Source organism: Paraburkholderia sp. RAU6.4a (genome assembly GCF_050435625.1).
Classification (GTDB): Bacteria; Pseudomonadota; Gammaproteobacteria; order Burkholderiales; family Burkholderiaceae; genus Paraburkholderia; species Paraburkholderia tuberum.
The window spans coordinates 3652816-3666367 of record NZ_JBNDKQ010000002.1 but is presented as its reverse complement, the minus strand read 5'-3'; the positions used below and the strand labels follow the sequence as shown (position 1 = coordinate 3666367).

At 58.5% G+C, this 13552-nt stretch carries 10 protein-coding genes and 1 pseudogene; 7 read left to right on the top strand and 4 right to left on the bottom strand.

All coding sequences use genetic code 11. The features are described from left to right. Window positions 1–730 precede the first annotated feature (730 nt). Entirely contained in the window at window positions 731–2935 is a 2205-nt protein-coding gene (locus tag OKW40_RS21725; protein ID WP_429491447.1) for an OsmC domain/YcaO domain-containing protein, read from the top strand. 45 nt (window positions 2936–2980) lie between these two features. Here the strand turns inward: OKW40_RS21725 and OKW40_RS21720 are convergent, their stop codons facing one another. The 3 genes and pseudogenes from OKW40_RS21720 to OKW40_RS21710 form a co-directional block, all read right to left on the bottom strand. After that, on the bottom strand, window positions 2981–3289 hold the full coding sequence (locus tag OKW40_RS21720; protein ID WP_429491445.1) for a hypothetical protein: 309 nt from the start codon (window positions 3287–3289) through the stop codon (window positions 2981–2983). A gap of 347 nt (window positions 3290–3636) precedes the next feature. Further along, window positions 3637–5316 carry an ABC-F family ATP-binding cassette domain-containing protein gene (locus tag OKW40_RS21715; RefSeq protein ID WP_429491443.1) on the bottom strand — a complete coding sequence of 560 codons (1680 nt, stop codon included), beginning with the start codon at window positions 5314–5316 and terminating at the stop codon, window positions 3637–3639. 267 nt (window positions 5317–5583) lie between these two features. Further along, a pseudogene (locus OKW40_RS21710) lies at window positions 5584–6190 on the bottom strand (tyrosine-type recombinase/integrase); the annotation flags it as partial. Between the two features lie 416 nt (window positions 6191–6606). Here OKW40_RS21710 and OKW40_RS21705 point away from each other — a divergent pair. Then, window positions 6607–7080, top strand: coding sequence for a hypothetical protein (locus OKW40_RS21705; protein WP_429491441.1), 474 nt, complete (start codon window positions 6607–6609; stop codon window positions 7078–7080). Window positions 7081–7368: 288 nt separating this feature from the next. On the opposite strand, the gene OKW40_RS21700 is transcribed toward OKW40_RS21705, so the two are convergent. Beyond that, complete coding sequence (locus OKW40_RS21700) at window positions 7369–7983, bottom strand: tyrosine-type recombinase/integrase (RefSeq protein ID WP_429491439.1); 615 nt, start codon at window positions 7981–7983, stop codon at window positions 7369–7371. A gap of 244 nt (window positions 7984–8227) precedes the next feature. Between OKW40_RS21700 and OKW40_RS21695 the strand changes: the two genes are divergently transcribed. The 5 genes from OKW40_RS21695 (at window position 8228) to tnpC (ending at window position 13552) form a co-directional block, all read left to right on the top strand. Beyond that, on the top strand, window positions 8228–9355 hold the full coding sequence (locus OKW40_RS21695; protein ID WP_429491437.1) for an aminotransferase class V-fold PLP-dependent enzyme: 1128 nt from the start codon (window positions 8228–8230) through the stop codon (window positions 9353–9355). Window positions 9356–9877: 522 nt separating this feature from the next. Beyond that, complete coding sequence (locus OKW40_RS21690; RefSeq protein ID WP_429492019.1) at window positions 9878–10897, top strand: IS110 family transposase; 1020 nt, start codon at window positions 9878–9880, stop codon at window positions 10895–10897. 314 nt (window positions 10898–11211) lie between these two features. Then, window positions 11212–11625 carry an IS66-like element accessory protein TnpA gene (gene tnpA / locus OKW40_RS21685; RefSeq protein ID WP_429488551.1) on the top strand — a complete coding sequence of 138 codons (414 nt, stop codon included), beginning with the start codon at window positions 11212–11214 and terminating at the stop codon, window positions 11623–11625. After that, entirely contained in the window at window positions 11622–11969 is a 348-nt protein-coding gene (gene tnpB / locus OKW40_RS21680) for an IS66 family insertion sequence element accessory protein TnpB (protein WP_090801994.1), read from the top strand. The genes tnpA and tnpB overlap by 4 nt, the downstream gene beginning before the upstream one ends. 41 nt (window positions 11970–12010) lie before the next feature. Next, the gene (tnpC, locus tag OKW40_RS21675) at window positions 12011–13552 is read left to right on the top strand and encodes an IS66 family transposase (protein WP_429488549.1); all 1542 of its coding nucleotides are present in this window, start codon (window positions 12011–12013) and stop codon (window positions 13550–13552) included.

The following is a 13552-nucleotide window of genomic DNA, read 5'->3' as shown; positions in this document are numbered from 1 at the left end:
CGACTCTTGCCGAACTGCCATCCGGCAGAGCGCGACCCACAGCAGTCGACCGAATTTCTCCAAAGCAGCCGTTCGAACCGGGACCAACGATCTGGATCGGTCCCGATCCGCGGGTCCTGCTGTGACTGCTAGCGAGTCCGAGCGTTGCATATCATCGCCGCAAGGTATTGCTGTCAACCGTTTCTGCTAATAGTTCACCGTTTGTGGCGAGAACGGGTGTCCCGTGCGAGGTAAGGCCAGGAGGCCAGATTGACAATTCTGTCACCCTTAGCGTTGCAGTTAGGAATGAGCGACAGGATGTCCGTTGATTTTGGTAGCGTTCGGCGTGTCTTCGAATTTGGCTAGTGCGGCTGTCGAGGGGCGCGATTAGCGCATCGGCCTGAGGCGGCAGCAAGCGCAAATACCGGAGGTCATTTTTTTGATCTCGGACCGCGGACATCTCAGCGCGCAGACCAAAAACGCCAGGCAGTTTGGCACTTTGGATGTTTCTTAGGCGGCCTCCACCACTGTTCGCATTGATGGCGGTGAGAGTGTTATCGTGCTGCGCTTTGTCAGTCGTTCCGGGCAGTGAGTTCGTGCTCCGGGGGCAAAGCGACGCTAGCGGAAAAAACGGACACCGTCAGCGCTTCAATGGACACCGCTGGCAACATTCGCGATCTGCAACAGCAACTGCACTTGGTGACGGATAATAGCGGCTACATCATTTTGAGCACATTTTTGGAATTTCCCCATGGAAATTAAAGTCAATTTTCTCGATAAGCTACGTCTTGAAGCCAAGTTCGATGACTTCACGGTAGTGGCCGACCAGCCTATCCGTTATAAGGGCGATGGCTCGGCGCCTGGTCCGTTCGATTATTTTCTGGCCTCATCGGCTTTGTGTGCAGCTTACTTTGTGAAGTTGTACTGCGTAAATCGCAATATTCCTACCGAAAATATTCGTCTGTCGCAGAATAATATCGTTGATCCGGAAAACCGGTACCAACAGATTTTCAAGATTCAGGTTGAGTTGCCGTCGGATATCTCGGAAGTGGACCGCCGAGGTATTCTGCGCTTCATCGACCGTTGTACGGTGAAAAAAGTGGTGCAAGCCGGGCCCGAGTTTGTGATTGAAGAGGTAGAAAACCTGGATGCCGATGCTCAATCGTTGCTGACGTTGAAGTCGGCTTCTGATGCCAGCACCTATATTGCGGGCAAGGATTTGCCGTTGGAGCAAACCATCGCCAATATGTCGGGCGTTCTGGCGGGCTTGGGCATGAAGATAGAGATCGCTTCGTGGCGCAATATCGTTCCAAATGTGTGGTCGCTTCATATTCGCGATGCGCACTCGCCGATGTGTTTTACCAATGGCAAGGGAGCGACCAAAGAAAGCGCGTTGGCGTCAGCGTTGGGAGAGTTTATCGAGCGACTGAATTGCAACCATTTCTATGGCGGTGCATTTTGGGGCGAAGACATCGCCAATGCGGAGTTTGTGCATTACCCGAATGAGCGCTGGTTCAAGCCTGGCCCTAAGGATGTGCTGCCGGCTGAAATTCTGGATGAGTACTGCCTCGAAATTTATAATCCCGATGGCGAGTTGTATGGCTCGCGTCTATACGACACCAACTCCGGCAATGTGGAGCGCGGCATCTGTTCGCTGCCGTTTGTGCGGCAGTCGGACGGCGAAGTGGTGTATTTTCCGTCCAACCTGATCGAGAACCTGTTCGTCAGCAATGGCATGAGTGCCGGTAATACACTGGCCGAAGCGCAGGTGCAATGTCTGTCCGAAATTTTCGAACGGGCGGTAAAGCGCGAAATTCTGGAAGGCGAAATCGCTTTGCCTGATGTGCCGCACGAAGTGCTGGCGAAATACCCTGGCATTCTGGCCGGAATTCATGGATTGGAAGAGCAGGGCTTTCCGGTGCTGGTAAAGGATGCGTCGCTGGGTGGGACCTACCCGGTGATGTGCGTCACCTTGATGAACCCGCGCACAGGCGGTGTCTTTGCCTCGTTCGGCGCGCACCCAAGCTTCGAGGTGGCGCTGGAACGGAGTCTGACGGAATTACTGCAGGGGCGTAGTTTTGAAGGCCTGAACGATTTACCTCAGCCCACCTTTGTCAGTAACGCCGTGACTGAACCAAACAATTTTGTTGAGCACTTCATTGATTCCAGCGGTGTGGTGTCGTGGCGCTTTTTCAGCGCCAAAGCGAATTACGAGTTTGTTGAGTGGGATTTTTCGGGCCAGGGTGAAAACTCCAATGCCGAGGAAGCAGCAACCTTGTTCGGCATTCTCGAAGACATGGGCAAAGAGGTGTACACGGCGGTGTATGACCAACTGGGTGCCGTAGCCTGCCGGATTTTGGTGCCCGATTATTCGGAAGTTTACCCGGTAGAGGATTTGATCTGGGATAACACAAACAAGGCGCTATTGTTCCGCGCGGATATTTTGAACTTGCATCGACTGGACGATGCCTCCCTGGCAGCACTGCTTGAGCGGTTGGAGAACAGTGAGCTGGACGAGCACTCCGATATTGCCACTTTGATCGGCATCGAATTTGACGAGAATACGGACTGGGGGCAGCTAACAGTTCTCGAGTTGAAACTGTTGATTCATCTCGCCTTGAAGCAATTTGAGGAAGGGCAGGAACTGGTCGGAGCTTTTCTGCAGTACAACGACAACACGGTCGAGCGCGGATTGTTTTACCAGGCCTTGAATGTGGTCCTGGAGGTGATGCTCGATGACGACCTTGAACTGGACGACTACGTGGTCAACTTCCGTCGAATGTTTGGCAACGCCCGCATGGACGCGGTACTTGGGACAGTGGACGGCAGCGTGCGCTTCTTTGGGCTAACGCCAACGAGTATGAAGCTGGAGGGTCTCGACAGGCACCACCGGCTGATCGACAGCTACAAAAAATTGCATAAGGCGCGGGCCAATGCGGCGGCTATAGCGAAGTAGGGTTGCGAGTCATGGCTGGACGCGATGATACCGCTCATCCCCCGCTCAAAAAACACCCGTTCGATACCTGAGCGACCATCTGTGCCGGCGTGCATCAATGTTGATGCCGCCGACGTTGATGGCCAGATACAAAGGCAGATCGAGGGCCTTCGGTAGTCCCCCGTTTTTAACGGCGCTCAGAAGTAGAGCTTTCCGCTTCGGGCAACGATGTAATGTCGCTATTTCGGGCGGGCAGTATGACCGACCATAGTCCGCTATCTCACCCGCCCCGCTGATGAGATGTTGGGCGCCGCGCACCTTGTCACGACCGGAGCGGATATGTTTGTAGTCGCTATTTCTGCCGTTCAGGTTCACACGTTCTAAATCTTGCGCCGAGGCCACTGATGTCCGGTGGATCGGAACCTGTGCATGTTGGATCGTTTCGTAGAACCCATACGACGATTCGCGCGAACGCGTCGCCGATGTTCGCCGTGCCGAGGCGTGTACGTGCCCTCCCAAGGTGTCCCTGACGGGTGGTCACCTGATGCAGAGCGCCGGCCGGGTTGATCGGCGGATCGTCCACGATCCGTGGCGCGGCATCGACTGGCTGCTTGTGGCCGATATCTTGCATTGGAGCGCGCTTGTCCGCACGAATGCTGAAGACGTTGGCGAACGTCCGCGCGTCGCCCGCATGCAACGCCCGCCGCCCGCCTGGAGGTAACTCAGGCGATGACCTTCTGCTCCGCGGCAGCCTGCTCGCGCATGCGACGGGCTTCGTCGCGCAGGAACTGCTGGTAATCGTCCAGATCGCCGTCGAAGGGCTCGACGCCACCCTTGGTGACGAGCCAGAACTCGTCACATACCGCGCGCAGCAGCGACCGGTCGTGACTGACCAGCAACACTGTGCCTTCGAATTCGTTGAGTGCCATGCCGAGCGCTTCGCGTGTGGACAGGTCGAGGTGGTTGGTAGGCTCGTCGAGCAGCAACAGGTTGGGGCGCTGCCACACGATCATGCACAACACGAGCCGCGCCTTTTCGCCGCCGCTCATCGTGCCGACCGCCTGATGGACCATGTCACCACTGAAGTTGAAGGTGCCGAGGAAGGTGCGAAGCGATTGTTCGGTGCCACTCTGGCCGGGGGCACGCAGGTGCGCTGGCGTGTCCCTGGCAAGTCGGATCATGTGTTCCATCGGCGTGTCGAGAGGACGCAGCACGTCGAGTTCCTGTTGTGCGAAGTAGCCGATGTTCAGGCCTTTGCCTTCGCTGATTTCGCCGGCAATTGGCGCCAGCGCGTGCGCCACCGTCTTCACCAGGGTGGATTTGCCCTGGCCGTTGGCACCGAGAATGCCGATCCGCTGCCCGGCCAGCACGGATCGGCTGATGCCCCGCACGATGACTGTCGGCGGCGTGCCCGGCGGTGCGCCGGCTGGCGCGGGGTAGCCGAAGCTCGTGTCCAGCATCGACAACAGCGGGTTCGGGACGTTGAGGGGCTCCTTGAACTCGAAGGTGAACTCCGCGTCGGCAAGCACGGGTGCGATCTTCTCCATGCGTTCTAGCGCCTTGACACGGCTCTGCGCCTGCTTCGCCTTCGAGGCCTTCGCCTTGAAACGGTCGATAAATTTCTGCAGGTGGGCGATCTTGTCCGCCTGCCTGGCCATGGCGGCCTGCTGCAACAGCAGTTGCTCAGCGCGCATGTCTTCGAACTTGCTGTAGTTGCCGCCATAACGCACCAGCTTGGCGTTGTCGACGTGCACCGTCACCTGCGTCACCGCGTCGAGGAATTCGCGATCGTGGCTGATCACTATCAGGGTTCCTTGATAGCGCTTGAGCCACGCTTCCAGCCAGACCAGCGCGTCGAGGTCGAGGTGATTGGTCGGTTCGTCGAGCAACAGCAGGTCCGACGGGCACATGAGCGCGCGCGCCAGCTGCAGTCGCATGCGCCAGCCGCCGGAGAAACTGTTGACCGGCTGGCCAAGCTGTGCAGCACTGAAGCCAAGGCCCTGGATCAGCGCCTGGGCACGTGCGGGGGCATCATGTGCACCGGCGTCGTGCAGGGCCATGTAGGCGTGCGCCATGCGCATGCCATCGTCGCTGGCCTCAGCGGCGGCTACTTCGGCCTGCGCGGCCAGCAGTATGGCGTCACCCTCGATGACGAAGTCGGTCGCACTCTGCTCGGTCTCCGGCATCTCCTGCGCGACCTGGCCCATCTTCCATGCAGCGGGAATCGAGAACTCGCCGCCGTCTTCGTGCAGCGTGCCGTTGAGAAGGCCGAAGAAAGACGACTTGCCGGCGCCATTGCGGCCGACAAGGCCAATCTTTTCGCCGGGGGTGAAGGTGATGGACGCGCTATCGAGTACGACATTCACGCCGCGGCGCAGCGTGACATTACGGACGGAAATCATAAGGAGCTACTTCGGAGAGGATAGGCATGATAGCCGACCGGACGTACAAGGCGGTCTCTTTCCTGGCCGAACGAGTGAAGAGCCGCTTGCGCATTGCGGCGCCCACCGGCAACAAAGCGAGGTAGGCCATGGTGCACCGGGCCTTCCAGCTACGGAGCCAGCGAACTTAGCGGTGGAAGACGGATCTTGGTCGAAAAGCGCGGTTTAGCCGTGGCGCAAGCGCGGCTGGCGGCGAGCAACCTGTCGCGCAGCCACGTCCCGATGTTCGATTTCAGTTTGCTCAGATATTTCGAGGGCATCGTCGACCTCAATCCCGAGATATCGAACAGTGCTTTCCAATTTGCTGTGACCAAGCAGGAGTTGAACGGCTCTAAGATTCTTCGTCCGCTTGTCGATCAAGGTGGCCTTCGTCCGGCGCATCGTGTGCGTGCCGTAAGCGGTCGGATCAAGACCGATTGCAGCGACCCACTGATGAACCATCCTGGCGTATTGTCGCGTTGAAATGTGCGGCGAGCGAGAAAGCCGACTCGGGAATAGGTACTGATCGCAGCTTGGCTTTCTCAATCCATGCAGCAACGGCAGTGCGAGCTGGCTCCGTGACCTCAAACTGCACGGGCCGTTTAGTCTTGCTCTGCATGATCATCGCAAGCGGCAGTATCTGATTGCCGTGAGTCACGTCGCGGACATGCAGGTTGACGAGATCGCAACCGCGCAGCTTACTGTCGATCGCAAGATTGAACAAAGCAAGATCGCGGACAGCATGAGCGTTCTGAAGGTGGATCCGGATGGCCCAGACGTCTTTTGGCTTCAACGGCGGCTTCTGACCGATCAGCTTGGCCTTGTTCCAAGGCTCCCGGTTTTGAATGCTTCCCATGACAAACTCCCCTTGAGTTGATGGGAAATATATTGTCTGCCGTTATTTTTCCGCCACATCGTTTCCATCCGGTCTTCTTACCCGAATCGGCCTTTACTGACATTGGCGCGACCCAGGTTCAACGGCGGCCATCTGGCGCACTGCTGACAGTGACGGCATCCGGGAGGCAAACGTCGGCTTCCTGCAGCAACGTACTCGCACATCCAAGGTATTTTTGCGCCCCCCAGTTTAAGGACAAAACCTGGTTGATATTCGTCGAATGTATGACTAGAAATAATATCTTAAGGAAATCAAGGGCAGGTTGTAAGGGCATCGTTGAATATCCGATTTGCATGAGATACGGTCTAAAACATTGATTAATCACGTGTTGGCACTTTCGTTTCTTTTGATCACTTATCTGATGGAGGGCTTTCGCCATGGGTTATAGGGACGATCTTTATGTAAAGGGGAATATCATTGGGTGGACAGGTGATATCGACGGAGACGCATTTTCTGTCTATTTCGCGGACTGTGGCGGCGCTCAGCCGAAAACGGTGCGGATTGCAGACGTAGATCAGGTTGTCGTTCAGTTCGGCCATATTACGCAAAAGCATGATTGCCCATATAACATTGGGCGCGAGGAAGTCGATGAATGCTTTTCATACGCAATTTATAATAGTGACGGCGCAATGAGAGAAAGCGTTCTGGGGAAACCAGGCAAGTATAAACTTGCACGCGGCAAATCAATAAAGGATAAGGATTATGCAGTTTTTCACACCAGCCGGAGTTCGTTCAATCGCGTAACGAAAGGCAGTATTGCAAGACTCGCGTCAGTGATTGCCATTTTCCCGAACATTAAGACCCGTTACACAACTGATAGGCAGAAATTTGAAGAATGGCTTCGCGGATGAGGCACGCAAATTCTGATTTATGATGCGTGTCTGGCTTGGTCCACGTGGTGAACGTCGGGACGCCGGCTCATAACGGCTTCGCCAGGCCGTTGTCTCACTGTCGGCTCAGGCCGAACTGTACCAGACAGTTATCGGGCGGTTCTCCGATGCGCTCCAGTCATTCGAGTGACGGCTTCGAAGGATGGGCGAGCGGCGATAACTTGCCCGCCTCGCCCGAAGAGAGCCGCGACGGAAAGCGGTCGCACGAACCCGCCGTCAACATCGATTCGTGCGGCCAGCACCGATGCCCTAGAGTTCAGTCTGTTCCGAAATCTCAAGCGCGTCATCTACTTCGATGCCAAGGTACCTGATTGTGCTTTCAATCTTGCTATGGCCGAGCAGCAACTGGACGGCTCTGAGGTTCTTCGTGCGTTTGTAAATCAGGGTTGCCTTCGTACGGCGCATCGAATGTGTGCCGTAGACGGTCGGATCAAGTCCAACTGCGCCCGCCCATCGACGTATCATCCTGGCATATTGCCGGGTTGAAAGATGTGGGGACGCGGATAGTCGACTTGGGAAAAGGTACTGCTCCGGCCTCAGGGCGGCCTTCTCAAGCCACGCGCGGACTGCAGACCGGGTCGGCTCAGTCAGCTCAAATTGAACGGGACGCTGCGTCTTTCGCTGAACGACCTGCGCCCGCGGCAAGACCTGATTGACGTGGGTGACATCGCGAACTCGCAGACTGACGAGGTCACAGCCGCGCAGTTTGCTGTCGATTGCGAGGTTGAACAAAGCAAGATCGCGGACAGCATGAGCGTTCTGAAGGTGGATCCGGATGGCCCAAACGTCTTTGGGCCTGAGCGGTGGCTTCTGGCCGACCTGCTTGCCCTTGTTCCACGCCTGACGGGATTGTTCGGTCTTCATGACATACTCCCACAAGAAAGATGGGAGTTCCATTTTGAAACCACGCTCCGGCCAAGGTTCGCAATCGTGCCGATTGTTGCGACTAGAGCATTCCAAACCGGCGTGACTCGACGGCTGGTCCGCGCCGAAAGTTGCCGGATGGGTAACGGGGGGGGGGGGGGGGCGTCTCGGCCGATGCCGTTGCAGGTGGCTTTCGTTAGAATCTATTTTCGATTCTTTTATTCGTCTATTACCGGAGGCGAACGTGCCGGGTTTACTTCCCGATGTCGACCGCGAGGGACTCCTCGAATATTCAGTCGTCTACACCGACCGATCAATCAATCATATGTCGCAGCTCTTCCAAGGAGTCATGCGCGATATTTCCGACGCCCTGAAAAAAGTCTACAACGCGAAGTCGGCCGTTGTTGTCCCGGGCAGCGGGACTTTCGGCATGGAAGCTGTTGCCCGGCAGTTCGCGACCAACAGGAAGTGTCTGGTCATCCGCAATGGCTGGTTCAGTTTCCGCTGGTCGCAGATTTTCGACATGGGCAAAATTCCGTCTGAATCGATGGCGTTGAAGGCGCGTCCGGTCGGACAAGGAAGGCAGGCCGCATATGCACCTGCTCCGATCGAAGAAGTGGTCGCTGCGATCAGGGAAAACAAGCCGGATCTGGTCTTCGCGCCGCATGTCGAAACCGCGTCCGGGATGATGCTGCCTGATGCCTATTTGCGCGCGGTGTCCGACGCTGTTCATGCGGTCGGCGGCATGTTTGTACTGGATTGCATCGCCTCCGGTACGATCTGGGTCGACATGCAGGCCAGCGGCATCGATGTCCTGATCAGCGCACCGCAAAAAGGATGGAGCGCGCCACCCTGCTGCGCATTGGTTATGCTCAGCCCTCTCGCCCGCGAAAGAATCGACGTAACAACCAGCACTAGTTTCGCTTGCGATCTTCGCAAATGGCTGCAGATCATGGAAGCCTACGAGCACGGTGGATCCGCGTATCACGCCACGATGCCCACGGACAGTCTCGCGACGCTGCGCGACGTCATGAAGGAAACCGAGGCATACGGCTTCGACAAGGTGAGAGCGGAGCAGATTGAACTCGGCAAGCGCATTCGCTCACTGTTGACTGGCGCAGGTTTCAAAAGCGTGGCGGCCGAAGGTTTTCAGGCTCTGGGCGTGGTGGTCAGCTACACGGACGACGACGGCATACGATCAGGGAAGAAATTCGCCGACGCCGGCTTGCAGATCGCGCCAGGCGTTCCTCTTCAATGCGACGAGCCTGAAGATTTCAAGACCTTCCGCATCGGATTGTTCGGCCTCGACAAACTGCATGACGTCGAAGGCGCGGTCGCCAGGCTCGCCAAGGCGTTGGACAGTATTCTTTAGAGCGCTTTTCCGGAGCATGTGCGCATGGCTCGCCCTTGCAACCGCATCGGCAGGAAGACTCCGAAACCTGCCGAACAAGCTACGCGCACGATTCGGCCAATGCCGACGTTGGAGAGGACTGGATTCTATGTCGGCAGTGGGACGGATTGCCGACGGTGGCGGCATCGAGCGGCCGGCCGGCAGCTTCCTGCATCAGCGAACTCACACTCCCGACCCGATATAGATAGTCCGTTCCGCTTTCACTGATACTGGTAGCACTGGCAGCTTGCTGCCAGTGCAAGCGGAACATGCACCCGCGGGCTACGAATATCTCGACCCAAACGCCTGGACGTTTGCGGCTTTAGCTTCGAGTCCGCGGGTGCGCTTGCGCTCGTCAACGAATACTCAGGGTTCGCCGTCGCACCGGCTCACTATATTGGCTTCGCAGAGCGCAAGCATGCATGTCCCTGCCAGACAATCTATCACCTGCAGAGGTTCACACGTCGCCTCTATCGGATCAGCTAGTTTGCAGCGTATGTTGGCATCGACTGGGCGGATACGAAACACGATATCTGCCTGCAGGCTGCCGACGACACCAGGCGAGAGTTCAGTTGTGTTCCTCATCAGGTCACATGCATTGATGAGTGGGCAAAGGGATTACATCAGCGCTTTGACGGGATGATCGCGGTTGCCCTCGAGCCGGCAAGGGGACCAATAGTTTCCGCGCTTCAGAAGTATGATTTCCTGGTCCTCTTTCCGATTAATCCATCGACGCTCGCAAAATACCGCGAGGCGTTCAAACCGAGTCGGGCCAAAGACGATCCCACCGATGCCGAGCTGGCACTCGATCTGCTGCTTCGCCATCCCGAACGGTTCGCTCCACTGAGACCGCAAGGCGCGGCCATGCGTTCTCTGATGAGCCTGATCGAGCAGCGCCGTGAAATGGTCGGCGACAAGACGCGATTCACTAACCGCCTATGCAATACGCTCGATCCCGGCATCCTCTCACCCTGCCGGCTGCACGCGCTGGCGCTGGTGGCACAACTGCGAATGGCTCTCGCTGGGATCGATGTGTTCGACAGGGAGATTGCGACGGTCGCGCGAACGCTACCTGACTTCGCCCTGTTTGAATGCCTGCCGGGAGCGGGCCCACATCTGACACCGCGGCTGCTTGCCGCATTCGGCGAGCAGCGTGAGCGCTTCAGGCACGCTGCTGAACTGCAGAAGTATTCCGGCATTGCGCCGGTCACTGAGCGCAGTGGCAAGAAATGCTGGGTGCACTGGCGCTGGCAATGTCCGACGTTCCTGCGCCAGACATTCGTGGAATGGGCCGGCCAGACAATTAACAAGTCATTCTGGGCGGGCGCTTACTACCGGCAACAGCGAGCGAAGGGCAGTTCGTATCAGGCCGCCGTCAGAGCTTTGGCGTTCAAGTGGATACGGATCCTCTACCGCTGCTGGCAAACTCGGACACTGTACGACGAGAGCGTCTATCTGAATGCATTGAGGAAGCGCGGCTCGCCTCTCCTTGGAAGCCTCGCACTTCCCCCTCGAAATACTTGACGGACGGACTCAGGGCGTGAAGCCGTCTTTCGGTCGCTCTAATTTGAATGACCGCTACACGTCGACAACGCGCCACCTAACACCTACAAAAAAAACAGCGGCGGCGGGTCCGCGTCATTCATGACAATCCGGGCCGCCATACCCGGAAAGCCGGAAAAGCTGTCACTGCAGTCCATCAGCCTGCGCCGTTGCACCCTAAGCGGCCATCCAGTCTAGGCGTCACAACGGTAAGCGTCATTTGAAGGCCGTATCGACATCGACGTTGAGAGTGTCCAAAGTGATGCCCATCACTTCGAGTAGTGGGGACCACTTTGATGACAGAGATCGACTGTGCCGGGAGCCGCAAGGGGCGGCCGAATTACGCGCCTGAATTCAGGCGTGAAGTTGCGATGGCAGCGTGCGAGCCGGGCATCTCGGTGGCAAAGCTCGCGCAGTCGCACGGTCTGAATCCGAACATGGTGTTCAAGTGGCGCAGGCAGTACCGTGCTGGTCTGCTGGACAACAGGGCGGTGAGCGAGACGGCAGTGTTCGTTCCGGTGGCGATGTCGCCGGATGATTCGATGGCGGTTTCGTCGCTACCGGTGCCGACAGCGCAATTGCCATTGCGCGCACAGGAAGCCGCGACTTCAGGTATCGAGATCGAGCTCGATGGCGCACGCGTGCGAGTGAGCGGGAAGGTAGACCCAGCCCAGCTGCGACTGGTGCTGCATTGCCTGAGGCCGGCATGATCGCGCTGCCGACCGGCACCCGCATCTGGCTCGCCGCAGGCGTCACCGACATGCGCCGTGGCATGGATGGTCTGGCTGCACTGGCGCAGGTGGCCCTTGAGCAAGACCCGTTCTCGGGCCACGTGTTTGCCTTCCGTGGTCGCCGGGGCGATCTGGTGAAACTGCTGTGGTGGAGTGGCGATGGAATGAACCTGTACGTCAAGCGCCTGGAGCGAGGCCGTTTTATCTGGCCGCAGGCCGACGCGGGATGCATCCATCTGTCGGCGGCACAACTGTCGATGCTGCTCGAAGGCATCGACTGGCGACGCCCCGAACGGACGTGGAAGCCCACATGCGCCGCGTAAATTTGCTCCCACTTCTGAACGTGCCTGGTAAACTCCCAGACATGCCAGTCAACCGACTCCCCGACGACATCGACACACTCAAGCGCATGCTTGTTTCGCGCGAAGAAACCATCGCGCGCCTGCTCGCCGAGATCTCGCGTCTGAAGCGCTGGCAGTACGGGCGCTCGTCGGAACGCATGGCAGAACTGACGGGACAATTGCAGCTCGCACTGGGTGACGGGACACTGCCGCAACAGGGTGCCGTGCCGGCATCGGCGCCAGAAGCGGCGTCGGATGAACCCGCAGACACGACAGCGCCGGTGGTTCCACTGCGCCGCCGCTCGCGCGAATTCCCTGCGCACCTGCCACGCGAGGTGGTGGAGCACAGGCCACAGGGCTGCGACTGCCCCGAATGCGGTGGCCGGCTGCGCAAGCTGGGTGAAGACGCCTCCGAGATGCTGGACTACGTGCCGGGGTACTTCCGGGTGATTCGCCATGTGCGCCCCCGGCTGAGCTGCAGCCGTTGTGCGAAGGTCGTCCAGGAGGCGGCGCCGTCGCGCCCGATCGCACGCGGCATGGCCGCAGCCGGCCTGCTGGCGCAGGTGGTGGTTGCCAAGTACGCTGACCATATGCCGTTATACCGGCAGGCAGGAATCTATCGCCGTACCGGCATTGAACTCGACCGTGCCACGCTGGCCTCGTGGGTTCGCGAGTCCGCCGCACTGCTGCAGCCGCTGGCGGATGCCGTTGGCCGGTATGTGCGTGAGGCGCAAAAAATCCATACGGATGACACGCCCGTCCCGGTGCTGGAACCCGGACGCGGCAAGACGCGTACGGCGCGGTTGTGGACGTACGTACGCGATGACCGGCCGGCGGGCAGCCGGGCACCCCCGGCGGTCTGGTACCAGTACTCGCCCGACCGCAAGGGAGAGCGACCCCGTACGCATCTGCAGGGATGGTCAGGCATCCTGCAGGCGGATGCCTATAGTGGCTACGATGCGCTGTACCGCGATGGCTCGATCATCGAGGCAGCGTGCTGGGCGCATGTGCGGCGTAAGTTCTACGACCTGTACGAACTGGAGCGTTCGCCAGTGGCGCAGGAGGCACTCAGCCGCATCGCAGCCCTGTATGCCATCGAGCGCGAGGTGCGCGGCCGCAAGCCGGAGGTCCGGCGGTCGGTGCGCATGGCGCGGGCATTGCCGCTCGCAGGTGCACTGAAGGACTGGCTGGAACATACGCTCGCGCAGGTCTCGGCGAAGTCAGGCCTTGGCAAGGCGATCCGGTATGCGCTGGGGAACTGGCCGGTGCTGGTGCGCTACTGTGAAGACGGACGCATCGAGATAGATAACAACACCGCGGAGCGATCGATCAGGCCGCTGGTTCTCGGCAGGCGCAACTATCTGTTCGCCGGTTCTGACGGCGGTGGACAGAGTGCGGCGGTCATCTACAGCCTGATCGGCACGGCACGCCTGAATGGCATCGAACCGTATGCATATCTGCGTACGGTGTTCGAGCGCATTGCCGATCATCCCATCAACCGGATTGACGAGTTGCTGCCGTGGCATTTGATGCCGGTGGAGCAGCCGGTCCAGCAGGCTGCGTGA